The following is a 24,090-nucleotide window of genomic DNA, read 5'->3' on the forward strand; positions in this document are numbered from 1 at the left end:
ATGGCCGGACATGGCACCCTGGTAGAGCTGAGGGCGGTGTGCGGAGCGCCCGTGCAAGCTGCCCGGGGCGAACCGGGCGATGACCAGGAGTGGTTGAGTGTTCGACTTTATCCTCTATCCGGTGTCGGCCATCTTGTGGTTCTGGCACAAGGTTTTCGGCACCGTGCTGGGGCCGGACAACGGCTTCGCCTGGGCGTTGGCGGTGTTCTTCCTGGTGTTCAGCTTGCGCGTGTTGCTGCTCAAGCCCGCGATCAGCCAGATGCGCGCCGGCCGGAAGATGGCGAAGTTCTCCCCGCAGATCCAGAAGCTGCGGGAGAAGTACAAGAACGATCGCCAGCGCATGGCGCAGGAGATGCAGAAGCTGCAGTCCGAGCACGGGGTGAACCCGGTCGGCGGCTGCCTGCCCGCGCTGCTGCAGATCCCGGTGTTCCTGAGCCTGTTCCACGTGCTGCGCGGGTTCACCCCGCAGGCGCAGAGCAACTACATCTTCAACCGCGCCGAAGTGGTGTCGTTCACCAAGGCCGACATCTTCGGCGCGAAGCTCGGCAACTGGCTCACCCAGCCCGCCGCGGAGCTCGCCCAGTTCGACACCACGCGGGCGAACATGATGGCGGTCGGCATTCCGCTGATGGTGATCGCCTCGATCGCGACGTTCTTCACGATGCGGATGTCGCAGAAGCGCCAGACCGACGCCTCCATGACGAATCCCCAGACCGCGATGATGGGGAAGTTCATGATGTACGTGGCGCCGGTCGGCACCTTGTTCTCCGGCTGGGTGCTGCCGATCGCCGTGGTGCTGTACTTCATGGCGAACAACATCTGGACGCTGGGCCAGCAGCACTTCATCAGCAACAAGATCGACCGCGAGCAGGAGCGGGAGAAGGAGAAGGAGCTCGCCGCGAAGAAGGACGCGCCGCGTCCGAAGCCGGGGCAGAAGCCTTCGCAGACCAAGAACAACGACTCCGGCGACGGCGAGGCGACCGAGACCGCCGAGCAGTCCGAGAACGGCCAGGCCCCGTCGTCCGAGGACGGCGCCACCGCGGTGGCCGGCAGCAAACCCGCGCCCGGTGCGAAACCCGCGCAGCAATCAAGTCCGGGGAACCGGCGCCCGCAGCAGAAGAAGCGCCCGGGCAAGCAGGCAGCTTCCGCCAAAAAGAGCAAGAAGCGCCGTTAGCGCAGCAGCGAAAAAGCGGGATCCCCGCCCGGGGATCCCGCTTTTTCGCGTTCGTCAGGCCGGTGTGGCGACCACGATGCGGTTCTCGTCGTAGCCGAGCCCGCCGCCCACGTACCGGCCGCCGCAGGTGACCAGCACCAGCCGGTGCGGGCCGCCCTGGCCGAACAGCTCGGCCGCGCGGGCGGGCAGTTCTTCCTTGGAGACCGTGACGACTTCGGAGACCCGGTAGCGGTATTCGCGGCCGCCGTCGTCGACCACGGTGACCGGCTGGTCCGCCGCGGACTCCCACAGCTCCTCGAACGGGCCTACGGAGCCCTTCCAGTTCACGTGCCCGGCTAGCACCGTCGCCCCGTCCGGGGCGTCCAGCCCGGCGCCCCACCAGGTGGCCTCGTCCACCCCGTCCGGCACCGGGAGGGTGCCGGAGCGGTCGACTTCCTTGCGCACCAGTTCCGCCGTGCCGCCCTGCGGCAGTTTGACGGTGCCCGGTGGCTGCCCGGCGGGGATCTGCACCGGCTGCGGCGGCAGGTCAGCGGCCTGCACGGGTCCTGGCGCCGGTTGCGCTCCGGTGGTGCCCCGCGGCGCCGAGGCGGCGACCTCGCGCCCACCGCCCAGCGTCCCGGCGACCACCCCGAAGACCCCGGCGATCGCGAGCGCACCGGCCACGACCAGCGCGATCAGCCACCGCCGCCGCTTGGGGGCGGTCAACGCCTGCCCGCCGAGACGAGCCGCTTGCGGTACGCGACGCCACCGGTCACGGCCGCGCTGGTCAGCGCAAGTGCGCCGAGACCGAGCAGCCCGGCGGGCGTCCCGTCGTCACCCGGCAACTCCACGACTCCGCCCGCACCTGGGTCGCCCGCGGGGATGCGGATCGGCACGGTCGGGGTGTTCGCCTTGTTGCTCAGATTAAGCGCCAGCGTCGCGCCGGGTTCCAAGGTGCCGGTGACCGAGGGCGGTTGCTGCGGGTCGAACGCTTCCTCGTAGCCCTCCGCCGGAGCCACCTCGGTGATCTTGATCTCCTGCGGCGTGCGCAGGTCGGGGATCTCCGCGGTGCCCTCCGGACCGGTGGTGATCACGGCAGGCTGTCCGTCCTGCCCGGTCAGCGGGGTGCCGTCCTGGCGCAGTGCGGGCTGGTCGTCGGGCAGGCTCACGCGCAGCGCGACCCCGGCGATGCCTGCTTTGCTCTGCTCGTCGACCTTGCCGACGGAGACCGTCCCTGGCGCGGTCACCGCGGGGACGGTGTCGTCCACGGTGAGCTGTTTCTCGCCGCCGGTGGAGACCACCCGCTGCACGCCGTCCGGGTTCTGCACCGCCTCCTGCACGTGCGGCCGCTCGGCCGGGGTGGCCAGCTCACCGGAGACCTTCGGGTTCGGGCCGGTGGGGGTCACCTTCAGCTGCAGCGGCTCACCGCTTTCCGGAGTGGTGATGGTCCCGTTCTCGTCGAGCCCTTCGACCTCGGCGTCGGTGGCGTTGATCCGGACCGGGACGCCGGTGACGCCGCGGCCGTCCGGGTGCTCGACCGTGAACGTCCAGTCGGCCTGCTGCCCGATGACCTGTTCCTGCTCCGGCGCGGCCAGCGACGCCTGCCACGGCCCGCGGTTGCGTTCCGCGTCGGCGCGCAGCCGTTCGACCGCGTCCTTGGTGCTCTGCGGCAGCTTGCCGAACTGGAAGTCGACGTCGTAGGCGATCTGCTCGAACGGTTTGCCCGGGTCGAGGTCGTCCGGGGTGCGCGGCGGCGAGGTCCACGAGTGCAGCAGGTGCGCGAGCGCCGCCGCCTCGTCCGGGTTCTGCGTGCTGCCGTAGCGCAGCAGCAGGTAGGAGATGTTCGCCGCGACGTCGTCGGGCAGCGGGGTGCCCCACTTGGTCAGCAGTTCGTCGCCGGGCTGGTACTGCTCACCGGTGTCCGGCGCCTTCAGCGCGAACTGGACGCACCACACCTGCTTGTCGCCGACGATGTACGAGCCGAGCCAGTCGCGGTCCCGTTGCACGCCTGCGTAGGGCTGTCCTGGTTTGGTTTCGTGGCCGATCCCTTCTTCCGGTGCGGCGACGGCGGCGCCGGGCGTCGCCAGCAGCACGCCGCCGGCGAGCACAGCGGATCCGGCCACCGCTGTGAGCAATTTCTTGAACGTGCGCATCCATGCTCCAGTCTCGGTCTGGGAGAGCGGGGCGCCGACGTCCTCGCGATCAGCGGCTCACTTTCGTGAGCCGCTGACCGGCGCAAACCCCCCGACGTGGCACGCGGACGCCCGCAGCGGATACTTCCGGTCACGGAATGTGGTTACAAGCGGGCATCCGGGTAATCGGCGCGGTCACCGAAAGCGACATCGGCGGCGGGCTCGGCCTCGATCGGCACTCTTCCGGCCCAGCGCAGCGGCCTTCCGAGGAGTTCCAGCAGTACCGGCCGCAGCCCGGTGGAAAGGTTGCCGCCGGAACGTGACCGTTATTCCCGGACATTGCGATGCGGAGTAGTTTCCGACGGGGCGGGCACTGATCACCGCCAGGCAGGTAATGTCGGCTTTACCTAGTCGGGAACCAACCGGCGGGTTCGGTCGTTAGCACGGTGACGGCGCAAAGCACGCCAGGAGGACGAGTTGCGCACAACGAGCAACCCAGCGTTCAAGAACCTGCCGGGACACAGCGGCGGGTACGCGAACTTCGACTACGGCCGGGGCGGCACCGCAGCGCCCGGCCGCGCGCCGGCTGCTCCGCCGCAGACCGCGCGTCCGATGACCATCGACGACGTGGTCACCAAGACGGCCATCACGCTCGCCATCACGCTGATCACCGGTGCTGCGACTTACGTCAGCGGGATGGCCATGCTGGCGCTGCCCGCTGCGATCGTGGGCCTGGTGGTGTCGCTGGTCATCATCTTCACCAAGAAGGTGCGCCCCTGGCTGGTCGTCACTTACGCCGCGGTCGAGGGCGTGTTCCTCGGCGGCATCAGCTACGTCTTCGGCGAACTGCTGAGCCGGACCGGCGTCGGCGGCCCCGGCATGATCATGCAGGCGATCGCGGGCACCATGGGCGTGTTCGCCGCGATGCTGGTGGTCTACAAGACCGGCGCGATCCGGGTGACGCCGAAGCTCACCAAGTGGATCATCGGCCTGGTCGCCGGTGCCGCGGTCGCGATGCTGGTCAACCTGGTCGTCGGGTTCTTCGTGCCCGGCGGGCTCGGCCTGCGCGACGGCAGCCCGATGGCCATCGGGTTCAGCCTGCTGTGCATCGGCATCGCCGCGTTCAGCTTCCTGCTGGACTTCGACGCCGCGGACCGGGCGATCAAGAGCGGTGTGGACGCCAAGGTCAGCTGGTACATCGCCTTCGGTCTGATGACCACGCTGGTCTGGCTGTACCTGGAGATCTTGCGGCTGCTGTCCTACTTCAACAACAACTAGCGCCGCGCAACGCACGAAAAGCGCCCGTTCCCAGCAGGGAACGGGCGCTTTTTCGGGAGCGTGATCCGTCGCTCACACCCGGCGCAGCGGGTCAGGAGAGCCGTTCGAGGACCATCGCCATGCCCTGGCCACCGCCGACGCACATCGTCTCCAGGCCGAACTGCTTGTCGTGCCACTGCAAGGAGTTCAGCAGCGTGTTGGTGATCCGCGCGCCGGTCATGCCGAACGGGTGCCCGACCGCGATCGCGCCGCCGTTGACGTTCAGCTTCTCCAGCGGCAGGCCGAGTTCCTGGTAGGACGGGATGACCTGCGCGGCGAACGCCTCGTTGATCTCGGCCAGGTCGATGTCGCCGATGCCCATCCCGGCGCGGGCCAGCGCCTGCTTGGACGCCTCCACCGGGCCGAGCCCCATGATCTCCGGGGACAGCCCGCTCACCCCGGTGGACACGATCCGCGCCAGCGGAGTGAGGCCCAGCTGCTTGGCCTTGGTGTCGCTCATGATCACCAGCGCGGCCGCGCCGTCGTTGAGCGCGCAGCAGTTCGCCGCGGTGATCCGGCCGTCCGGGCGGAACACCGGCTTGAGGCCGGACACGGCTTCCTTGGTGACCCCGGCGCGCGGCCCGTCGTCGGAGTCGACGATCTGTCCGGACGGCGTGGTCACCGGGGTGATCTCGCGCGACCAGAACCCGTTCGCGATCGCCTTCTCGGCGAGGTTCTGCGAACGCACGCCGAAGTCGTCCATCTCGTCGCGGGAGACGCCCTTGGCCCGTGCCAGGTTCTCCGCGGTCTGGCCCATCGGGATGTAGACGTCCGGGACCTTGCCGAACTCGCGCGGGTCGGTCCAGTCGTCGGCGCCCTGCTCCGCGGTGGCCTGGGTGCGGGCTTCGGCGTCGGCGAACAGCGGGTTGTGCGTGTCGTCCAGCGAGTCCGAGTTGCCCTTGGCGAACCGGGACACCGCCTCCACACCGGCGCTGATGAACACGTCGCCCTCACCGGCTTTGATCGCGTGCAGCGCCATCCGCGTGGTCTGCAGGCTGGAGGAGCAGTAGCGGGTGATCGTGGCGCCGGGCAGGTGGTCGTAGCCCAGCAGCACCGAGACGACGCGGCCCATGTTGAAGCCCTGCTCACCGCCGGGCAGGCCGCAGCCCAGCAGCAGGTCGTCGATCTCGGTGGGGTCCAGCTCCGGCACCTTGTCCAGCGCCGCGCGCACGATCTGCGCGGACAGGTCGTCCGGGCGGACGTCGACCAGTGCGCCCTTGCCTGCGCGGCCGATGGGGGAGCGGGCAGCGGAAACGATCACTGCTTCGGGCATGGCGGGAACTCCTTCGTTCGGGGCGTGCCGGGGCATGGTGTCCGATGCCGTGCTGCGCACTGTGCCCAACACCGTGCTTCGCACCGTGTCCGAACACCGTGCTTCGCACGATCTCCAATACCGTGCTGCGCACGATGCTGGCACCGCGCCGGGCAGGACCGCGATGACCGCGTTGTAAGCGAACGCCGACGCACTGCGCACGACACCGAGCTGGCACGGCGTGCCGTTCTCGGCCACTGTAAAACCGACGCGGCCCGCTTCCGCCTGAGACGACCGTCACCTTCCGCGTGCGGTTCAGTCCGTGCCGCGGCGCCCGAAGCGCCGGTTGAGCCGGGCCATCGCCCGGCTGGTCGGCCGCCGCGCCTCCGCGGCCGCGGAACGGGTCGGTGCCTGCGGCAACGGTCCACCACTCCATTCGCCGATGGCCGCGCACAACGCGGGCAGCAGCAGCTTCGCGGCCGCCTCGTACCCGGCGGCGGAGGGGTGGAACCGGTCCGGGCTGAAGAACTCCTGCGGCCGGGTCAGGAACTCCGGAGACAGCAGATCGGCCAACGGCACCGCGTGCCCGCCGGCGGCTTCCACGGCCCGGCGCTGCGCCCGCCCCAGCGCGAGGCTCCACGACGAGGCCACCGACCGCAGCGGCTGCGGGATCGGCCGGATCGCACCCAGGTCCGGGCAGGTCCCCGCGACCACGCCGACGCCCGCAGCGCGCAGTTCGCCCACCGCGGAACCGAGCAGCGCGGCGCAGGCCGCGACCGACTGCCGGGCGGTCACGTCGTTCGCGCCGATGATCACCAGCGCCAGCTGCGGCGGTCTGCTCAACGCCGCCTGCACCTGAGCGGCCAGGTCCTTCGAGGTCGACCCCACGATCGCGTAGGTGCTCAGCGCGACCGGCCGCCCGGTCTCCTCGGCCATGCCACGGGCGATCCGCGCGCCCGGCAGCTCGTACGGGGAGTCCACGCCCAGCCCCGCCGCCGACGAGTCGCCGAGCACCACCAGCTCCAGCGGCTCGGTGCCCGCGGGCAGGTCGGCGGGTGCCACCGGTCCGCTGCCGTCCGGCAGGTGGACCCCGTCGGAGCGCAGCGGCACCGCCGAGGGCACGCCGATCACCCGGCGCGCGTACCGCGACTGGCCGTTGAGCAGTCCGTACGCCGCTCCGGAAAGCCCTCCGAGGGTGCCGGCGGCCATCATCGCCAGCCGCACCGCACGAGCCCCGATCATGACCTGCCCCTCCTGCGCCGACCGGCGCGAAATCCGTCGGCCGCCCGATGTCGTCGGCTCGGACCGAAAAATCTCTCCATCACCGAAGACGCTGCCGACCGGCAAAACCTTCCCGCCTGGCGTGTCGGCCGGGCGGGCGGCGGGGTTAGCCGATTGCGGGCATTTAGGCTCAACACCACATCGTCACGACTGCGAAAGGGACTGGCGCAGTGGAGTACGTCGAGCACGTCGTCGACCTCGTCGGCAACACCCCTCTGGTGCGGTTGAACTCGCTGGCAGGCTCCGCTTCCACGCCGGTGCTGGCGAAGGTCGAGTACTTCAACCCGGGCGGCAGCGTGAAGGACCGGATCGCGCTGCGGATGGTCGAGGCCGCCGAGGAGTCCGGGCAGCTGCGGCCCGGCGGCACCATCGTCGAACCCACCTCCGGCAACACCGGCGTCGGGCTGGCGATGGTGGCCCAGCGCAAGGGCTACCGCTGCGTGTTCGTGTGCCCGGACAAGGTCAGCGAGGACAAGCGCAGCGTGCTGGAGGCGTACGGCGCGGAGGTCGTGGTGTGCCCGACCGCGGTTCCGCCGGAGCACGCCGATTCCTACTACAGCGTCTCGGACCGGCTGGTCACCGAGATCGACGGCGCGTGGAAGCCGAACCAGTACGCCAACGACGCCAACCCGGAGTCGCACTACCTCAGCACCGGCCCGGAGATCTGGCGCCAGACCGAGGGCCGGATCACGCACTTCGTCGCGGGCATCGGCACCGGCGGCACCATCTCCGGCATCGGCCGCTACCTCAAGGAGGTCTCCGGCGGGAAGGTGCGGATCATCGGCGCCGACCCGGAGGGTTCGGTGTACTCCGGCGGCGGCGGGCGGCCGTACCTGGTGGAGGGCGTCGGCGAGGACTTCTGGCCGCAGACCTACGACCGCGGCATCTGCGACGAGATCGTGCCGATCTCGGACCAGGACTCCTTCGGCATGACCCGCGAGCTCGCGCACCAGGAGGCGCTGCTGGTCGGTGGCTCGTGCGGGATGGCCGCGGCCGCGGCGCTGCGGATCGCGGAGCGCACCGGGCCGGACGACGTGATCGTGGTGCTGCTGCCCGACGGCGGGCGCGGCTACCTCGGCAAGGTGTTCAACGACTCCTGGATGGCCAAGTACGGCTTCCTGTCCCCGGACCACGCCGGCGGGTCGATGAAGGACGTGCTGCTGCGCAAGGACGGCACGATGCCGGAGCTGGTGCACGTGCACCCGAACGAGACCGTCGCGGAGGCGGTCGCGATCATGCGCGAGTTCAGCGTCTCGCAGATGCCGGTGGTCAACGCCGAACCGCCGGTGATGGCCGCCGAGGTCGCCGGGGCGGTCAACGAGCGCGACCTGCTGGACGCGCTGTTCGCGGGCAACGCTCAGCTCGCCGACCGGGTGGAGCAGCACATGTCGCCCCCGCTGCCGACCATCGGCGCGGGTGAGGAGATCAGCGCCGCGATGTCCGCGCTGGCGGGAGCGGACGGCGCGATGGTGCTCGTCGGCGGCAAACCGGCCGGGGTGGTGACCCGGCAGGACGTGCTGGCCTTCATCGCCGGACGTTGACGATTCGTTACGGATGGCCGCTACGCTGCTCACCTATCGGATAGCGTGTGCAGGACGCAACACCAAGGATTTCGTGCTTCACGCCCAAGGGGGTCAGGAAACCCGATGAGCTCTCCGCAGCCGCCGGACGGTGGCCAGCAGGGACAGCAACCGCAGGGAGCCGGTGGCGAGCCGCCGGACGCGGAAGGCACCCAGATCGGTTCCAAGCTGGACCCGCAGGCCACGGACGCCGAACAGGCCCCCAACCCGGACGCCACGCAGGTCGTTCGCCCGGCGCAGCCGCAGCAGGACGCCGGGCAGCAGGGAACCGGACAGCAGGGCACCGGGCAGTCCGGGCAAGCGCCCGGTGATTCGACGCAGGTCGTGCGGCCTGCCCAGCAACCCGCGCAGCAGTACGGCACCGGCGAATCCACCCAGGTCGTGCCGCCGACGATGCAGCCGCCGCAGCCGATGTACGAGCAGCCCGGCACGTCCGGCTCGGCTCCCGGTGAAGGCACCACGCAGGTCGTCCCGCCGAACATGCAGCCCGCGCAGCCGATGTACAACCAGCCCGGCACGCAGAGCCAGCCGGGCGGGTTCCCCCAGCAGCCCCAGTACCCGGGCGCGCCTCAGCAGCCTGGCACGCCCGGCGGCGGTTTCCCCGCTCCGCAGGCCCAGCCGGGATTCGGTGCCCCGCCGCCGAACACCGGCTACGGCGCGTTCGGCGAGCAAGGCGGCGAGAACAACCGCGGGCTCGCGCAGGCGGCCGGTTGGACCGCGATCGGCGGTGGCGGGCTGATGCTGGTCCTGCAGCTGGTCGGGATGTTCATGATGATCTCGGCGGTGAACCGGCTCAAGCAGCTGTCCGAATCCCTCGGCATGACCGCGCCGACGCCGTCGCTGGCGTTCCCGGTCACGATGATCGTGATCTCGATCGTGGTGCTGATCGCGATGATCGTCGGTGGCGCGTTCATCTTGCAGCGCAAGTCGCTCGGCCAGATTCTGGCTGGCGGTACCGGCGCGGTGGTCGCGGTCGTGTCCCTGATCAACATCTTCGTGCTCCCCTCCGCGGTGTGGTCGGCGATCCTGACGCTGCTCATCGGCGCCGCGGTCGCGGTGCTGGCGTTCCTGCCCGGGACCGGGGCGTGGCTCTCCGGTGGTTCGGCGGGGGCTCCGGCCCCGGCTGCCGCCGGGTTCGGCCAGCCCCAGCCGGGCCAGCCGTTCGGCCAGCCGCAACCCGGTCAACCGCAACCCGGTCAGCCGTTCGGCCAGCCCCAGCCCGGTCAACCGCATCCGGGCCAGCCGCAGTTCGGGCAGCAGCCGCCGCAGGCCGGCCCCTACGGCCAGCCGCCGCAGGGCGGGTTCGGGCAGCCGCAACCCGGCCAGCCCCAGCCCGGCCAGCCCGGCCAGCCCCAGCCCGGCTACGGACAGCCCGGCCCGTACGGCAATCCCTACGGCCAGCCACCGCAGCAGGGCGGCTACCCGCAGCAGCAGTACGGGCAGCAGCCCCCGCAGTGGTGATCAAGCCTTCGCAGCACCCCTTGTGAGCTGAGCGCTCCAACGCCGCGGCCCCCGGTTCGCCGGGGGCCGTCGTCGTGGAGATCACCGCTTCGGGTGCGCTCGGACCTGCCGGGCGCCATCCGCCGAAGGGGCCCGTACGCTGCTGCACATGAGTGACGGCTTCGCCACCCGCGCGATCCACGCGGGCCAGGAACCCGACCCGGCCACCGGCTCGGTGATCGTGCCGATCCACGCCACCTCCACCTACGCGCAGGACGGTGTCGGCGGACAGCGAGCGGGTTACGAGTACTCGCGCACCGGCAATCCCACTCGCACCGCGCTGGCGGAATGCCTGGCTGCGCTGGAGGGCGCCAAGCACGGCGCGGCCTTCGCCTCCGGGATGGCGGCCAGCGACGCGGTGCTGCGCGCGACGTTGCGCCCCGGCGACCACGTGATCATCCCGGACGACGCCTACGGCGGCACGTACCGGCTCATCGACAAGGTCCTCACCGGCTGGGACGTGCAGTACACCCCGGTCCCGGTCTCGGACGTCGGCGCGGTGCGGCAGGCGGTGCGCCCGGAGACGAAGCTGATCTGGGTGGAGACGCCGACCAACCCGCTGCTGAACATCGCCGACATCGCCGCGCTGGCGCAGCTCTCGCGCGACGTGGGCACGAAGCTGGTCGTGGACAACACGTTCGCCTCGCCGTACCTGCAGCGGCCGCTGGAGCTGGGTGCGGACGCGGTGGTGCACTCGACCACGAAGTACCTCGGCGGGCATTCCGACGTGGTCGGCGGCGCGGTGCTCACCTCCTCCGACGAGCTCGCCGCGCAGGTGGCCTTCCTGCAGAACAGCGCGGGCGCGGTGCCCAGCCCGTTCGACGCCTGGCTGACGCTGCGCGGACTCAAGACGCTGGCCGCCCGGATGGACCGGCACAGCGCGAACGCCGAGCGGATCGTCAACGCGCTGCACGGGCACCCGAAGGTCGCCAAGGTCTACTACCCGGGCCTGGAGGAACATCCCGGCCACGAGGTCGCCGCCAAGCAGATGCGCGGCTTCGGCGGGATGGTCTCGTTCACCCACGTCGACGGCGAGCAGGCGGCGCTTGAGGTGTGCGCCCGGACCCGGCTGTTCACCCTCGCCGAATCGCTCGGCGGCGTGGAGTCGCTGATCGAGCACCCGGGGCAGATGACGCACGCGAGCACCGCCGGTTCGGTGCTGCAGGTCCCCGCCGAGCTGGTGCGGCTGTCGGTCGGCATCGAGGACCCGGACGACCTCGTCGAGGACTTGCTCGCCGCGCTCTGAGCGGATCGCCGCGGCGACCCGTGCGCTCAAGTGCGCGCGGGCTGCCAGCGCGCACTTCCGCGTACGTGCAGGTCAGGGTGCTACCGCGGGGTCGCTGGTGGGAACGAGCGGGTGCTGGCCGGACTCGACCTCGGGTGCGATCGGCAGGTCCTCCGGCCCGACGCAGCCGCCGACGAGTTCGGTGACGCCCTCCTCGCGAGGGGCGTAGCCGCCCGGGTCGTCGCAGCCCGCCTGAGCCACCACCAGCACCGCGGTCCCGGACAGGATCGTGGCCACCGCGATCCCGCCGACCAGCCGGACCGTGCCCGTCGAGGCTGTCGCCGAGGTCATGCGTCCTCCCAGTGGCGCCTTGCGGACCAGTGGCGCCGTGCGGACCAGTGCCCTTTCGGCGCCTGGCGTGCCGCCGGCGCCGGTCGAGCGCCGCGGTCGAAGTCCGGACGATCAGGTGCCCTCCGAGAGTACCCAACACCTCGCGCAGCGGTCGGGATTCGCGCTGGTGCACGATGGAAGAATGCTGATCAGCCTGGACCGGGTGCGCGCGGCCGCCGAGGAGCTCGAAGGCGTCATCCGCCGCACGCCGTTGGAGCATTCCCGCGTGCTCGCCGAGCAGGTCGGCGGCGAAGTCTTCCTGAAGTGCGAGAACCTGCAGCGCACCGGGTCGTTCAAGCTGCGCGGCGGATACGTGCGGTTGCAGGAGTTGACCGAGCGGCAGCGCGCGGCCGGTGTCGTGGCCGCCAGCGCGGGCAACCACGCCCAGGGCGTGGCGCTGGCCGCGTCGTTGCTGGGCATTCGCTCCACGGTGTTCATGCCGGAACGCGCCACCCTGCCGAAGCTCGCGGCGACGCAGTCCTACGGCGCGACCGTGCGGGCGGAGGGCGGAGTGCTGTCCGAGACGCTCGCGCTCGCCACGCAATACGCCGACAGCACCGGCGCCGAGTTCATCCACCCCTTCAACCACCCCGCGGTGCTGGCCGGGCAGGGCACGGTCGGGCTGGAGATCCTGGACCAGTTGCCGCAGGTCGGCACGATCCTGGTGCCGACCGGTGGCGGCGGTCTGCTCGGCGGGGTGGCCGCCGCGGTGAAGGCCCTGCGTCCGGAGGTCCGGGTGATCGGGGTGCAGGCGGAGCAGGCCGCGGCCTGGCCGGGTTCGCTGGCCGCCGGGCATCCGGTGCGGGTCACCGACACGCGCACGATGGCCGACGGCATCGCGGTCGCCGAGCCGGGCGCGGTGACCTTCGAGCACGTGTCGGCGTTCGCCGACGAGGTCATCACGGTCAGCGAGCAGTCCTTGTCCCGGGCGCTGCTGCTGTGCCTGGAGCGGATGAAGCTGGTCGCCGAGCCTGCCGGGGTGGCCGCGGTGGCCGGGCTGCTGGAGCGTCCGGACCTGGTCGTCCCGCCTGCGGTGCCGGTCCTTTCCGGCGGCAACATCGACCCGGTGCTGCTGCTGCAGCTCATCCAGCACGGCATGACCTCCGCGGGCCGGTACCTGTCGCTGCGGGTGCGGTTGCCGGACCGGCCGGGTTCGCTGGCCGGGCTGGTCGCGCAGCTCGGCGATCTGGCGGCGAACGTGCTGGACATCGAGCATTCGCGGATTTCCGGGGCGCTGGCGCTGGGCGAGGTCGACGTGGAGGTCAGCTTGGAGACGCGCGGGCCGGAGCACCGCGAGCACGTGGTCTCGGAGCTGTCCAGTGCGGGCTTCACCGTCGTGGCGAAGCGCTGAGCACTCGGCCCCGGCCGACACGCCCGCGCGCCATCCGGGCCGGTGTGGTCGTGCCGGAGTGAGCGGACCGTTCGCCCCGCAAGATCGGTCCAACGGTCCGCTCACTCGGGATCACCGGACGGTTTCGCCGGATGTGCGAGCTTGCCGACACGCCCGCGCGGCGCCCGATCGGACTCAGAGGTTGCCGCGGAGCTCCTGCTCGCGCTCGATCGCCTCGAACAGCGCCTTGAAGTTGCCCTTGCCGAAGCCGAGCGAACCGTGCCGCTCGATCAGCTCGAAGAACACCGTCGGCCGGTCCCCGATCGGTTTGGTGAAGATCTGCAGCAGGTAGCCGTCCTCGTCCCGGTCGACGAGGATGCCGTGCTCCTTCAGCGTCTCGATCGGCAGCCGCACCTCGCCGATCCGCGCCCGCAGCTGCGGGTCGTCGTAGTAGGAGTCCGGCGTGGCCAGGAACTCCACGCCCGCCGCCCGCATCGCGGTGATGGTGCGCAGGATGTCGCCGGTGGCCAGCGCGATGTGCTGGCAGCCCGCGCCGCGGTAGAACTCCAGGTACTCGTCGATCTGCGACTTCTTGCGGCCCGCCGCAGGCTCGTTGAGCGGGAACTTCACCCGGTGGTTGCCGTTGGCGACGACCTTGCTCATCAGCGCGGAGTACTCGGTGGCGATGTCGTCGCCGACGAACTCGGCCATGTTCACGAACCCGAGCACGCGGTTGTAGAACGACACCCACTCATCCATCCGGCCCAGTTCGACGTTGCCGACGCAGTGGTCCACGGCTTGGAACAGCCGCTTCGGGGCTCCTTCGGGTTTGACGTAGCCGCCGCTGCGGGGCACGTAACCGGGCAGGTAGGGGCCGGTGTAGCGACTGCGGTCGAGCAGCGTGTGCCTGGTTTCGCCGTAGGCGGCGATCGCGGCGGTGCGCACCGTGCCGTGCTCGTCGGAGACCTCGTGCGGCTCGTCGAGCACCCGCGCCCCTTGCGCGCGGGCGTGTTCGACGCAGCGGTCCACGTCCTCGACCTCCAGCGCGATGTCCACGACACCGTCCCCGTGCCGCCGGTGGTGGTCGGCCAGCGGGCTGTCCGGATCGACCGCGCCGTTGAGCACGAACCGCGCGGACCCGGACTTGAGCACGTACGACTTGTGGTCCCGTTCGCCCTGCTCCGGGCCTCGGTAGGCGACGAGTTCCATGCCGAACGCGACCTGGTAGAACAGCGCGCTCTGGGTGGCGTTGCCGACGACGAACACCACCGCGTCCATCGCCCGCACCGGGAACGGGTCGCGGCTGTCGTCGTGCTCGACGAGGCCGACGAGCCGCTGCATCTGGTCGAAGGTGACGTCATCGAGTTCGCCGGTGCCCACGTGCTCGGTGCCGTGCGGGTCCACAGTGGTCACGATGTCCTCCTCGCTGGTACGGCGCTGCTGCGCCAGCGTGGGCCCGTCGGGCATCCTGAGCAATCGCCGTCGAGAACACTGGACAAGTTGTCCAGCATGGCCGCGGCGAACCGCGGAACTCCGAGCAGGTTGTGCAGGTGCGGAATGGACTCGTTGGACGCCCGGTTGTTGCTGCTGCTGGCCGACGAGCCGCGGCTGGGAGTGCTGGAGTGCTCCCGGCGGCTCGGCGTCGCCCGCGGGACCGTGCAGGCGCGGATGGACCGGATGCAGCGCAGCGGGATCCTGCGCGGGTTCCCGCCGGACCTGGACCTGGCCGAAATGGGCTACGGGCTCACCGCGTTCGCGGTGCTGGAGATCGCGCAGGGCAGGCGGGACGCGGTCGCCGCGAAGCTGGCGGCGATCGGCGAGGTGTGCGAGGTGCACGCGACCACCGGCCAAGGGGATCTGTTCGTGCGGATCGTGGCGCGCTCCAACGCGGACCTGCAGCGGGTGGTCGACGAGGTCGTGGCGGTGCCGCACGTGCTGCGGACCTCGACTTCGATCGCGCTGTCCACGCCGGTGCCGCCGCGGTTCCGGCCGCTGCTGGAGCGGATCGCCGAGGAGGAGTGACCGCTCAGCGCTGCGCGAAACGCGACTGCGCAACGTAACCGGATCCGGCACCAATGGATGAGTGCCGGGATAAGCCGGGTGGATCAGCGCACCGGGCGCGCGATGCGCTCGCCGGCGGGCCCGAATTGGTTCGAGATCGTTGGGGCCGGAACGCGGCGAGCGCCGATCAAAAACCGCGCCGCGCCCGCGCGGACCGCAGCGGGGGCGGCGCCCAGATCGATTCCGCTAATTCCCCGCAATGCCGAGGAATCCACCACCGGTCGTTCCGCGAACTCGCGATTGTCCGAAAAGCGGATCGAGAAAAAGACCGGTCGGAAAACCGACCGGTCAGCAATAGCGCGGTGCGGGCGCGGGGCCGCACCCGCACCGCCCGCGGGTCAACCGAGGAACGGCTCGGCCTCCACCAGCGTGACCTTCATGGTGCCGCCGTTGGGCAGCTCGTACTCGCGGGTCTCGCCCTGCTTGGCCTCCAGCAGCGCCTGGCCGAGCGGGGAGCTGGGCGAGTAGACCTCCAGTTCGCCGTGCGCACCCTCCTCGCGGGTGGCCAGCAGGAACTTCTCGGTCTCGTCCTCGCCGTCGAAGCGGACGGTCAGCACCGAGCCGGGCTTGGCGATGCCGGATTCCGTCGGGACGTCGCCGACCTTGGCGGTGCGCAGCAGTTCCTGCAGCTGGCGGATCCGGGATTCGAGTTGGCCCTGCTCCTCGCGGGCGGCGTGGTACCCGCCGTTCTCCTTGAGGTCGCCTTCCTCCCGGGCCTCGTTGATCTTCGCGGCGATCACCGGGCGGTTGGCCACGAGCTCGTCCAGCTCACCCTTGAGCCGGTCGTAAGCATCCTGGGTCAGCCAGGTCACCTGGGTATCGCTCACGGTCACCACTCCTCGTCGACGGCGACCCGCCATCCGCGGGCCGACAACTTCCCGTCCTCAGCGCATTCCGGCTACTGCCAGAACGGAAAAACACGGCCCGCGCGGGGCCGTGCTGCCCTCGACGATAGCACGAATCGGCCCACCGATGGAGTGCATTTAAGCAGTATCCCGCGGTGCGCACGACGCTTCACCCGGTTGGCCGCCGGAGGGTGGACAAATATTCGGGAACGTTGTATGTACAGCCGTACACCTCGCCGGTCATCGGCCGTTCCGAGGTGCGCACCACCGTTTCCTGCCGGACCGTGTCGGTCGCCGGCGGGATGTAGATCTCTTTGCGGCCGGTCTCCGCGCCGGAAACGCCGAGCGCCCGGATCACGCACTCCGCCGGGCGGCGCGGATCGTCGCGCTGCACCTCCGCGGTGACGTGCACCGAACTGTCGTCGAGCACCTGGAACGCGGCCTGTTTGCCCTGGATGGGCGGGCTGCCGAGGTTGGTGTAGGCGAGCACGGAGGCGCCGATCAGCACCAGCGCGGTCAACGCGCCGAGCGCCCATCGGACCCGCGGCCGGTCCGGCCTGCGCTCGCGCGAGCCGTACCGCCCTTCCGGGACCTGCTGGCTGCTCACCGTCGCCGCCTTCCTGTTCCGTGCTCCCAACGGGGGTGCCCGGTCCGGGCGATGCCTCCCCGGCCGCCCAGGGTTTTCGGCGCATTGGGAACAATGGGTGTCGGCACCCTCGTTGAGTATCCCCGGGGTGTCCGGCCGGCGGTCAGCGGGGCCGGTGCGACTGGGAGCAGGAAGGAACAGCCTGGCGATGGCCGAGAAGCTGCGTCTGATGACGGTGCACGCGCACCCGGACGACGAGTCCAGCAAGGGGGCGGCGACCACCGCGCGTTATGCCGCCGAGGGGCACGACGTGATGGTCGTCACGTGCACCGGGGGTGAGGCGGGCAGCATCCTGAACCCGGCCATGGAGCGCCCGGACGTGCTCGCGAACATGCCGGAGATCCGCCGCACCGAGATGGCCCGCGCCGCGGAGATCCTCGGTGTCCGGCACCACTGGCTCGGCTACGTCGACTCCGGCCTCCCGGAGGGCGACCCGCTGCCGCCGCTGCCGGAGGGCTGCTTCGCCACGATCGACCAGGTCGGCCCGGTCGCCGACCTGGTGCGCGTCATCCGCGAGTTCCAGCCGCACGTGCTGATCACCTATGACGAGAGCGGCGGCTACCCGCACCCGGACCACATCCGCTGCCACGAGGTCTCGATGACCGCGTTCGACGAGGCGGCCGACCCCGACCTGCACCCGGCGGCGGGCGAGCCGTGGCAGCCGCTGAAGCTGTACTACTCGCACGGCTTCTCCCGGAAGAAGATGCAGCTGTTCCACGACGCGCTGCTGGAGCGCGGTGTCGAATCGCCCTACGGCGAGTGGCTGGCCAGGTGGGACGAGCGGGACCGGCCCGACCCGGACGAGCGGGTCACGACCCGGGTGGAGTGCGGGGCATACTTCGAGCAGCGGGACGACGCGCTGCGCGCGCACGCCACCCAGATCGATCCGGACAGCCGCTGGTTCGCCGTCCCGCCGGACATCCAGCGGGCGCTGTGGCCGACCGAGGACTACGAGCTGGTTCGCTCGCTGGTCGATACGACGTTGCCGGAGGACGACCTGTTCTCCGGCGTGCGGGAGAAGGTGTCGGCATGAACGAGGCGCTGACCTTCGTGGTCGCGCAGGCTCCACCACCGCCGCAGGATCCGGGTGGGCAAGGGGAGGACTTCGGCAAGTCCTCCCCGGTCGGCCTGCTGCTGCTGATCCTGTTCGGCATCGCGGTGGCGTTCCTGATCCGCTCGATGAGCAAGCACTTGAAGAAGCTGCCGTCGAACTTCAGCGAGGAGCGGGCCGCGGCCGCCACCCCTGCCCGGGTCCGCCGGGCCGAAGCGCGGGCCGCCGCCAAGGCCGGCGAGGGTGAAACCGCCGCGCAGGAATCGGAGGCGCCTGATGCCGCGGCGCCGGAGGATGCTGCGGAGCCGAAGGACGGTGCGGCGCCGAAGGACTCGGAGGCGAGCTCCGACGGCGGCGCAGCGACCCGCTAGCGGCCCGAGCTCCACCGGCATCAACGCTGCGGCAGCACCACGGACTTCACCGCCTTCGGGTCGGTCGCGCCCGCGGTGAGCGCCGCGGGCACCTCGGCGAGCCCGAAGTGGTGCGTGACCAGCCGGTCCAGGTCCACTTCCCGGTTCGACGCCAGCGCGATGGCGGTGGGCCAGGTGTTGGCGTAGCGGAACGTGCCGGTCAGCTCGATCTCGAAGTTCTGCACGTGCGCCAGCGGCAGCGCCAGCTGCTCGCCGCCCATGCCGACCAGCACCACCCGCCCGGCGCGGCCGACCGCGCGGATCGCCTCGGAGGCCGCCGCGGGCACGCCGGAGCACTCCAGCAACACGTCCGGTTCGTAGCCCGCGTCGCCCAGCGGCGTCTCCGCGACGTTGATCGTCGAGGTCGCGGCCAGCTCGGCGGCCAGTTGCAGGCGGTGCGCGGCGACGTCGGTGACCACGACCTCGCTCGCGCCGAACGCGCGGGCGGTCTGCGCGGCGACCAGCCCGATCGGGCCGGAACCGGTGATCAGCACTCGCGAACCGGGTCCGACGTGGCCTTTCCGGCACGCCCACACGCCCACCGAGAGCGGTTCGATCAAGCCGGTCGCGTCGTCGGAGAGCGACTCCGGCGCACGGTGCGCGAACTGCTCGTGCACGGTGACGTACTCGCAGAACGCTCCATCGATGGGCGGTGTCGCGAAGAACTTCATGTCCGGGCACAGGTTGTACCGGCCCGCGCGGCACTGCGCGCACACGAAGCACGGCTGTCCGGGCTCGATGGACACCCGATCACCCGGCGCGTGCAGCTGCGCGGCCGCGCCGGTGGCGACCACGACTCCGCCTGCCTCGTGCCCCAGGACGAGCGGATCGCGCACCACGAACGTCCCGATGCGGCCTTGCTCGTAGTAGTGCGTGTCCGAGCCGCAGGTGCCCACTGCCTCCACCCGCACCAGCACCTCGTGCGGCCCGGGCGCCGGAACGGGCCGTTCCTGCACCTCGACGTCTTGGATGTCGCGCAGCACGGAAGCGCGCATGGTGTCCGGGATCTGCGGCATCGGGCCTCCTCGTCGTCTCGCCCCACCGTCGCAGCAAGGATGCCGCGCCCGTGGCAGGGGCGGGAACCCGCCACGGGTGCACCTGATCATCGCGAGTGGGACGCTGGCGGACATGGCGAACCGGCTTGCTGACGCGACCAGCCCGTACCTGTTGCAGCACGCGGACAACCCGGTGCACTGGTGGCAGTGGACGCCGGAGGCGTTCGAGGAGGCGCGGCGCCGGGACGTGCCGGTGCTGCTGTCGATCGGCTACGCCGCCTGCCACTGGTGCCACGTGATGGCGCACGAATCGTTCGAGGACGCCGACATCGCCGCGGTGATGAACGAGAACTTCGTGAACATCAAGGTGGACCGGGAGGAACGCCCGGACGTCGACTCCGTCTACATGGAGGCCACCCAGGCCATGACCGGCCAGGGCGGCTGGCCGATGACCTGCTTCCTGACTCCGGACGGCGAACCGTTCCACTGCGGCACCTACTACCCGGCCCGCCCGCTGCAGGGGATGCCGTCGTTCCCGCAGCTGCTCGACGCCGTGGCCAAAGCCTGGTCGGAGCGCGGTGCCGAGGTCCGCGCGGCCGCGACCAGGGTGGTGGAGCAGCTCGCCGAGCAGCGCCCGCCGCTGCCGGAGTCCGCGGTGGACGAGCAGGTGCTGTCCTCCGCGGTGGCCCAGCTGCACGAGGAGTTCGACGCCGCGAACGCCGGCTTCGGCGGAGCCCCCAAGTTCCCGCCGTCGATGGTGCTGGAGTTCCTGCTGCGCCACCACGAGCGCACCGGCTCGCCGGACGCGCTGGCGATGACCGAGGGGACCTGCGAGGCGATGGCCCGCGGCGGCATCTACGACCAGCTCGCCGGGGGCTTCGCGCGCTACAGCGTCGACGCCGAGTGGGTCGTGCCGCACTTCGAGAAGATGCTCTACGACAACGCGCTGCTGCTGCGCGCGTACGCGCACCTGGCCAAGCTGGGCGCGTCGTCGGCGGCGCTCGCGGAGCGGGTCACGCGCGAGACCGGCGAGTTCCTGCTGCGCGACCTGCGCACCGCGGAGGGCGCGTTCGCCGCTTCGCTGGATGCCGACACCGAAGGCGTGGAAGGGCTCACCTACGTCTGGACGCCCGAGGAGCTGCAGGAGGTGCTCGGCGAGCAGGACGCGCAGTGGGCCGCGGAGCTGCTGCACGTGACCTCGGCCGGGACCTTCGAGCACGGCGCCTCGACGTTGCAGCTGCGTCGCGACCCGGACGACCTGCCCCGGTGGCAGCGCATCCGCGAGGCGCTGCTGGACGCGCGGTCCAGGCGCCCGCAGCCGGGCATCGACGACAAGATCGTGACGTCCTGGAACGGGATGGCGCTGACCGGGCTGGTCGAAGCGGCCGCGGTGTTGCAGGAACCGCAGTGGATCGACGCGGCGGAACGCGCCGCGGATCTGCTCACCGAGCTGCACCTGGTCGACGGCCGGTTGCGCCGCAGCTCCCGCGACGGCGTGGTGGGCGCCGCGGCAGGGGTGCTCGAAGACCACGGCTGCCTTGCCGAGGGGCTGCTGGCACTGCACCAGGCGACCGGGCGGCGGCGGTGGCTCGAAACCGCGTGCGCGCTGCTGGACACCGCGCTGGAGCAGTTCGCCGACGACGAGCACGCAGGGCTGTTCCACGACACCGCCGCGGACGCGGAAGCGCTCATGCGCCGCCCTTCGGACCCGACCGACAACGCCAGCCCGTCCGGGGCGTCCGCGACGACGTCCGCGCTGATCACCGCGGCGGCGTTGGCCGGGCCGGACCGCGCGGCCCGCTACCGGTCGGCCGCCGAGCAGGCGCTGACCAGGGCGGGCCTGATCGCCGAGCGGGCTCCGCGCTTCGCAGGCCACTGGATGGCCGCGGCGGAAGCGCTCGCGCACGGCCCCACCCAGGTCGCGGTGGCGGGGGAGACCGACGAGGACCGGACCGCGCTGTCCGTCGCCGCCCGCAGGCACGCGCCGGGCGGTGCGGTCGCGGTGGCCGGACCACCGGAGGCCGAGGAGGTGCCGCTGCTGGCCGGGCGACCGCTGGTGGACGGACGAGCCGCCGCCTACGTCTGCCGCGGGTACGTCTGCGACCGGCCGGTCACTTCCGTCGAAGACCTGGTTTCCGCGCTGGCCCGCTGAACTCGCCTGTGCGGCGAGATCAGGCGTACAGCGCGAGCCAGATCGACACGTGGTGGCAGATCGCCGCCGCGGACACCGCGGAGTGGAAGAACTCGTGGTACCCGAAGGTCTTCGGCCACGGGTCGGGCCACCGGGTCGCGTAACCGACCGCGCCCAAGGTGTAGAGCACGCCACCGACGATCAGCAGCACGAACGCCGCAACGCCCGCGTTCGACAACAGCTCCGGCAGCACGAACAGCGCCACCCAGCCCAACGCCACGTACACCGGCACGCCTACCCAGCGCGGACCGTTCGGCCAGGCCAGCTTGAGCACCACCCCGCCGAGCGCACCGCCCCACACCACGGCGAGCACGACGGCACCGGTCTTGGGCTGCATCGCCAGCATCGCGAACGGCGTGTACGTGCCCGCGATGAACAGGAAGATCATCGAGTGGTCCAGCCTGCGCATCCAGGTGCGCGCGCCCACCGTGCGCCACGTCTTGCGGTGGTAGAGCGCGCTCACCCCGAACAGGCCGAGCACTGTTGCCACGTAGACCGAGGCGCCCAGCGCCGCGGCGGCGGAGACGGTGGCGGCGGCCAACGCGATCAGCGTCGCGCCCGCGGCGACCGCGACCACCAGGGACCAGAAGTGGATCCAGCCGCGCATCCTGGGTTTGACGAACGCGGCGGGGCGGCGGGCGGACACAGCGCTACTCACAGCACGGAGGTTACGGCACCGTAGGTTCGATGTGCCGCGCCTCGGTGGTGACCTCCGTTGCACTCGCGATCCGTTCGCGGCGCGACGGCGGGTCGTTCGCAGACGGAGGGACCACCCGGGTGGCCGAGAGCACCCGCGTAGTCTCAGGGAGCGTGGCGCTCAAGGTTCGTCTGCGGGAACTCATCTATGACGTTTACGAGTGGCGGTTGCGCCGCCAGCTCACCGGCGCGCGGGCACCCCGGCACGTAGGCGTGATCCTGGACGGCAACCGTCGCTGGGCGCGCGAGGCCGGGCTGGACATCGCGCACGGGCACCGCGCGGGCGCGCGCAAGATCAGCGAACTCCTCGGCTGGTGCCAGGAGGCCAAGGTCGAGGTCGTCACGCTGTGGCTGCTGTCCACCGACAACCTGGGGCGGACGAGCGCGGAGCTGGACGCCCTGCTGGAGATCATCAGCGGGGTCGTGGACGAACTCACCGACCCGGACAGCCCGTGGCGGGTGCGGATCGTCGGCGCCCTGGACCTGCTGCCCACCGAGACGGCCGCGCGGCTCTCGGCGGCGGCACTGCGCACCGAGGGGCGCAGCGGGATGCAGGTCAACGTCGCGGTCGGCTACGGCGGGCGGCAGGAGATCACCGAAGCGGTGCGCAAGCTGCTGCTGCAGCACGCCGAGGCCGGCACGTCGATCGAGGAACTGGCCGAGTTCCTCAACGTCGACCACATCTCCGAGCACCTCTACACCTCCGGCCAGCCGGACCCGGACCTGCTGATCCGCACGTCCGGTGAGCAGCGGTTGTCCGGGTTCATGCTGTGGCAGTCGGCGCACTCGGAGTTCTGGTTCTGCGAGGCGTACTGGCCGGCGTTCCGCCGGGTCGACTTCTTGCGCGCGCTGCGCGAGTACTCGGCGCGGCACCGGCGCTACGGCGGCTGATTTCGCGGCCCGGACTCGCCGGGCTCGTGCTGGAGGCCCCTGAACATGCTGGAGGGCCAGGCCCAACGGACCTGGCCCTCCGCGCACATCCACACGAGCGCCTACGTGTGTCAGCCCTCGACCGACGGGTGGTCGGTCAGCGGCGCGTTCACGCAGTTGCTGGACTGCGGGGACAGCACCGGCACGACCGCACCCAGCACCGCGGCGTTGCTGCCGCACGCCTGGATCGGCGCAACGCTGGCGTTGTTGTCGTTGAGCAGGTTCACGCCGTCGTTGTCGGCGGTGTCGGCGTTCGCCATCGGGGCCAGCGCCATCAGACCGGCCGCCGCGCCTGCGAGAACCACAGCCTTCTTCAGCATTCTGTTACTCCATTCACTTGCTTACTTGCCGCGGGAAAACCCCGGTCCGCCGAATTACGGTTCGGCTTACGTGGCGGACCCCGATGTGCTTCGACGGGGAAATCCCAGCTCATCGGTTCGGGGCGGGGGAGGAAAAACACCGGCGGTAGTGCTTGCGTACATCTCCGGCGCTTGCCGGGTCCGCCGGTGCGAAAACCTCGAATCAACACGGGCTGATCGTCCGAAGGTGACCGACCGGGAGAACCGGGAATGCTTTCCCGGTCGGGCAGTGGGCATCCGGACGCTTCGCGCGGTGACCGAGGTCGCCGGGGTCGCTCAGCCTTCCGCCGACGGGTGGTCGGTGAGCGGCGCGTTCACGCACTGGCTGGGCTGCGGCGACAGGATCGGCACAACCGCCCCGGCCACGGCGGCGTTGGTGCCGCACGCCTGGACCGGCAGCACGCTCACGTTGTTGCCGTTGAGCAGGTTGACGCCGTCGTTGTCGGCGCTGTCGGCGTTGGCCATGGGGGCCAGCGCCATCAGACCGGCCGCCGCACCGGCGACGACCACAGCCTTCTTCAGCACTTGGATGCTCCTTGTAGTTCGGGACGTGGCTAGTGCGTTTCCCCGAAGTCCGGAAGTTCTTTCGGGGGAGCACCTGGCGGAAAACTTAACCAATCCCGAAGGCGGATGCCCAGCCGGTTAACACCATCGTGTATCTAATCGACTCAGCCCTAAAGGTGAGACCGTTTCGCATGTTCCGAACATGTTTCGGGAAATGCGAGCCAATACCATTCGCTGATCGC

At 70.8% G+C, this 24,090-nt stretch carries 23 protein-coding genes; 11 read left to right on the top strand and 12 right to left on the bottom strand.

Translation table 11 applies throughout. The features are described from left to right. Positions 1-121 precede the first annotated feature (121 nt). Positions 122-1,174: a membrane protein insertase YidC gene (yidC, locus tag V1457_RS11675; RefSeq protein ID WP_407074761.1), complete on the top strand. Its 1,053-nt coding sequence runs from the start codon at positions 122-124 to the stop codon at positions 1,172-1,174. A gap of 54 nt (positions 1,175-1,228) precedes the next feature. On the opposite strand, the gene V1457_RS11680 is transcribed toward yidC, so the two are convergent. Further along, positions 1,229-1,879 carry a class F sortase gene (locus tag V1457_RS11680; RefSeq protein WP_338603413.1) on the bottom strand — a complete coding sequence of 217 codons (651 nt, stop codon included), beginning with the start codon at positions 1,877-1,879 and terminating at the stop codon, positions 1,229-1,231. Next, a complete protein-coding gene (locus tag V1457_RS11685) occupies positions 1,876-3,306 on the bottom strand; it encodes a hypothetical protein (protein WP_338603416.1) in 1,431 nt (476 codons plus the stop codon). Before V1457_RS11685 ends, V1457_RS11680 begins: the two co-directional genes overlap by 4 nt. Before the next feature lie 456 nt (positions 3,307-3,762). On the opposite strand from V1457_RS11685, the gene V1457_RS11690 reads away from it, so the two are divergent. Next, positions 3,763-4,563 (top strand): Bax inhibitor-1/YccA family protein, encoded by an 801-nt coding sequence (locus V1457_RS11690; RefSeq protein WP_200069294.1) that lies wholly within the window; start codon positions 3,763-3,765, stop codon positions 4,561-4,563. Positions 4,564-4,654: 91 nt separating this feature from the next. Here V1457_RS11690 and V1457_RS11695 read toward each other — a convergent pair whose 3' ends face one another. Together V1457_RS11695 and V1457_RS11700 are read right to left on the bottom strand one after the other, a co-directional pair. Then, a complete protein-coding gene (locus V1457_RS11695; RefSeq protein ID WP_200069295.1) occupies positions 4,655-5,875 on the bottom strand; it encodes an acetyl-CoA C-acetyltransferase in 1,221 nt (406 codons plus the stop codon). Positions 5,876-6,169: 294 nt separating this feature from the next. Next, positions 6,170-7,096 carry an SGNH/GDSL hydrolase family protein gene (locus V1457_RS11700; protein WP_200069297.1) on the bottom strand — a complete coding sequence of 309 codons (927 nt, stop codon included), beginning with the start codon at positions 7,094-7,096 and terminating at the stop codon, positions 6,170-6,172. 209 nt (positions 7,097-7,305) lie between these two features. Here V1457_RS11700 and V1457_RS11705 point away from each other — a divergent pair, with 209 nt between their 5' ends. The 3 genes from V1457_RS11705 (at position 7,306) to V1457_RS11715 (ending at position 11,461) form a co-directional block, all read left to right on the top strand. Continuing rightward, positions 7,306-8,676 (top strand): cystathionine beta-synthase, encoded by a 1,371-nt coding sequence (locus V1457_RS11705; RefSeq protein ID WP_200069298.1) that lies wholly within the window; start codon positions 7,306-7,308, stop codon positions 8,674-8,676. A gap of 105 nt (positions 8,677-8,781) precedes the next feature. Then, positions 8,782-10,176, top strand: coding sequence for a hypothetical protein (locus tag V1457_RS11710; protein ID WP_338603423.1), 1,395 nt, complete (start codon positions 8,782-8,784; stop codon positions 10,174-10,176). A 148-nt stretch (positions 10,177-10,324) separates the two neighbouring features. Beyond that, positions 10,325-11,461, top strand: coding sequence for a cystathionine gamma-synthase (locus V1457_RS11715; protein WP_338603426.1), 1,137 nt, complete (start codon positions 10,325-10,327; stop codon positions 11,459-11,461). A gap of 72 nt (positions 11,462-11,533) precedes the next feature. Here the strand turns inward: V1457_RS11715 and V1457_RS11720 are convergent, their stop codons facing one another. Continuing rightward, a complete protein-coding gene (locus V1457_RS11720; protein WP_200069301.1) occupies positions 11,534-11,791 on the bottom strand; it encodes a hypothetical protein in 258 nt (85 codons plus the stop codon). 181 nt (positions 11,792-11,972) lie between these two features. On the opposite strand from V1457_RS11720, the gene ilvA reads away from it, so the two are divergent. Next, positions 11,973-13,181 (top strand): threonine ammonia-lyase, encoded by a 1,209-nt coding sequence (gene ilvA, locus V1457_RS11725; protein WP_200069302.1) that lies wholly within the window; start codon positions 11,973-11,975, stop codon positions 13,179-13,181. A 174-nt stretch (positions 13,182-13,355) separates the two neighbouring features. On the opposite strand, the gene hppD is transcribed toward ilvA, so the two are convergent. Continuing rightward, on the bottom strand, positions 13,356-14,501 hold the full coding sequence (gene hppD / locus V1457_RS11730; protein WP_338604952.1) for a 4-hydroxyphenylpyruvate dioxygenase: 1,146 nt from the start codon (positions 14,499-14,501) through the stop codon (positions 13,356-13,358). Positions 14,502-14,717: 216 nt separating this feature from the next. On the opposite strand from hppD, the gene V1457_RS11735 reads away from it, so the two are divergent. After that, a complete protein-coding gene (locus V1457_RS11735; RefSeq protein ID WP_338603430.1) occupies positions 14,718-15,182 on the top strand; it encodes an Lrp/AsnC family transcriptional regulator in 465 nt (154 codons plus the stop codon). Between the two features lie 377 nt (positions 15,183-15,559). On the opposite strand, the gene greA is transcribed toward V1457_RS11735, so the two are convergent. Both greA and V1457_RS11745 read right to left on the bottom strand, forming a co-directional pair. After that, the gene (greA, locus tag V1457_RS11740; protein ID WP_200069304.1) at positions 15,560-16,048 is read right to left on the bottom strand and encodes a transcription elongation factor GreA; all 489 of its coding nucleotides are present in this window, start codon (positions 16,046-16,048) and stop codon (positions 15,560-15,562) included. Between the two features lie 187 nt (positions 16,049-16,235). Next, positions 16,236-16,673 carry a DUF4307 domain-containing protein gene (locus tag V1457_RS11745; RefSeq protein ID WP_200069305.1) on the bottom strand — a complete coding sequence of 146 codons (438 nt, stop codon included), beginning with the start codon at positions 16,671-16,673 and terminating at the stop codon, positions 16,236-16,238. Between the two features lie 187 nt (positions 16,674-16,860). Here V1457_RS11745 and mca point away from each other — a divergent pair, with 187 nt between their 5' ends. Both mca and V1457_RS11755 read left to right on the top strand, forming a co-directional pair. Continuing rightward, a complete protein-coding gene (mca, locus tag V1457_RS11750; RefSeq protein ID WP_295147783.1) occupies positions 16,861-17,745 on the top strand; it encodes a mycothiol conjugate amidase Mca in 885 nt (294 codons plus the stop codon). Further along, positions 17,742-18,134, top strand: coding sequence for a hypothetical protein (locus V1457_RS11755; protein ID WP_200069307.1), 393 nt, complete (start codon positions 17,742-17,744; stop codon positions 18,132-18,134). Before mca ends, V1457_RS11755 begins: the two co-directional genes overlap by 4 nt. A gap of 20 nt (positions 18,135-18,154) precedes the next feature. Here the strand turns inward: V1457_RS11755 and V1457_RS11760 are convergent, their stop codons facing one another. After that, complete coding sequence (locus tag V1457_RS11760) at positions 18,155-19,189, bottom strand: NAD(P)-dependent alcohol dehydrogenase (RefSeq protein WP_338603436.1); 1,035 nt, start codon at positions 19,187-19,189, stop codon at positions 18,155-18,157. Between the two features lie 112 nt (positions 19,190-19,301). Between V1457_RS11760 and V1457_RS11765 the strand changes: the two genes are divergently transcribed. Further along, positions 19,302-21,320: a thioredoxin domain-containing protein gene (locus V1457_RS11765; protein ID WP_338603439.1), complete on the top strand. Its 2,019-nt coding sequence runs from the start codon at positions 19,302-19,304 to the stop codon at positions 21,318-21,320. 19 nt (positions 21,321-21,339) lie between these two features. Here V1457_RS11765 and V1457_RS11770 read toward each other — a convergent pair whose 3' ends face one another. Then, positions 21,340-22,005 carry a hemolysin III family protein gene (locus V1457_RS11770; RefSeq protein WP_374220926.1) on the bottom strand — a complete coding sequence of 222 codons (666 nt, stop codon included), beginning with the start codon at positions 22,003-22,005 and terminating at the stop codon, positions 21,340-21,342. A gap of 164 nt (positions 22,006-22,169) precedes the next feature. On the opposite strand from V1457_RS11770, the gene V1457_RS11775 reads away from it, so the two are divergent. Then, positions 22,170-22,946 (top strand): isoprenyl transferase, encoded by a 777-nt coding sequence (locus tag V1457_RS11775; protein WP_295148961.1) that lies wholly within the window; start codon positions 22,170-22,172, stop codon positions 22,944-22,946. Between the two features lie 110 nt (positions 22,947-23,056). Here V1457_RS11775 and V1457_RS11780 read toward each other — a convergent pair whose 3' ends face one another. Next, positions 23,057-23,305, bottom strand: a complete 249-nt coding sequence (locus V1457_RS11780) for a hypothetical protein (RefSeq protein WP_200069310.1) — start codon at positions 23,303-23,305, stop codon at positions 23,057-23,059. A 315-nt stretch (positions 23,306-23,620) separates the two neighbouring features. Next, positions 23,621-23,869, bottom strand: a complete 249-nt coding sequence (locus V1457_RS11785; RefSeq protein ID WP_295148958.1) for a hypothetical protein — start codon at positions 23,867-23,869, stop codon at positions 23,621-23,623. Between the last annotated feature and the right edge of the window lie 221 nt (positions 23,870-24,090).

The organism is Saccharopolyspora sp. SCSIO 74807, from assembly GCF_037023755.1.
Taxonomy (GTDB): Bacteria; Actinomycetota; Actinomycetes; order Mycobacteriales; family Pseudonocardiaceae; genus Saccharopolyspora_C; species Saccharopolyspora_C galaxeae.

Excerpts from the sequence above, each read along its gene's own strand:
- V1457_RS11685 (WP_338603416.1), bottom strand. The coding sequence starts at position 3,306 with ATGCGCACGTTCAAGAAATTGCTCACAGCGGTGGCCGGATCCGCTGTG.
- V1457_RS11695 (WP_200069295.1), bottom strand. The coding sequence starts at position 5,875 with ATGCCCGAAGCAGTGATCGTTTCCGCTGCCCGCTCCCCCATCGGCCGC.
- V1457_RS11700 (WP_200069297.1), bottom strand. The coding sequence starts at position 7,096 with ATGATCGGGGCTCGTGCGGTGCGGCTGGCGATGATGGCCGCCGGCACC.
- V1457_RS11710 (WP_338603423.1), top strand. The coding sequence starts at position 8,782 with ATGAGCTCTCCGCAGCCGCCGGACGGTGGCCAGCAGGGACAGCAACCG.
- V1457_RS11715 (WP_338603426.1), top strand. The coding sequence starts at position 10,325 with ATGAGTGACGGCTTCGCCACCCGCGCGATCCACGCGGGCCAGGAACCC.
- V1457_RS11720 (WP_200069301.1), bottom strand. The coding sequence starts at position 11,791 with ATGACCTCGGCGACAGCCTCGACGGGCACGGTCCGGCTGGTCGGCGGG.
- ilvA (WP_200069302.1), top strand. The coding sequence starts at position 11,973 with ATGCTGATCAGCCTGGACCGGGTGCGCGCGGCCGCCGAGGAGCTCGAA.
- hppD (WP_338604952.1), bottom strand. The coding sequence starts at position 14,501 with ATGCAGCGGCTCGTCGGCCTCGTCGAGCACGACGACAGCCGCGACCCG.
- V1457_RS11735 (WP_338603430.1), top strand. The coding sequence starts at position 14,718 with ATGGACTCGTTGGACGCCCGGTTGTTGCTGCTGCTGGCCGACGAGCCG.
- mca (WP_295147783.1), top strand. The coding sequence starts at position 16,861 with ATGGCCGAGAAGCTGCGTCTGATGACGGTGCACGCGCACCCGGACGAC.
- V1457_RS11755 (WP_200069307.1), top strand. The coding sequence starts at position 17,742 with ATGAACGAGGCGCTGACCTTCGTGGTCGCGCAGGCTCCACCACCGCCG.
- V1457_RS11760 (WP_338603436.1), bottom strand. The coding sequence starts at position 19,189 with ATGCCGCAGATCCCGGACACCATGCGCGCTTCCGTGCTGCGCGACATC.
- V1457_RS11765 (WP_338603439.1), top strand. The coding sequence starts at position 19,302 with ATGGCGAACCGGCTTGCTGACGCGACCAGCCCGTACCTGTTGCAGCAC.
- V1457_RS11780 (WP_200069310.1), bottom strand. The coding sequence starts at position 23,305 with ATGCTGAAGAAGGCTGTGGTTCTCGCAGGCGCGGCGGCCGGTCTGATG.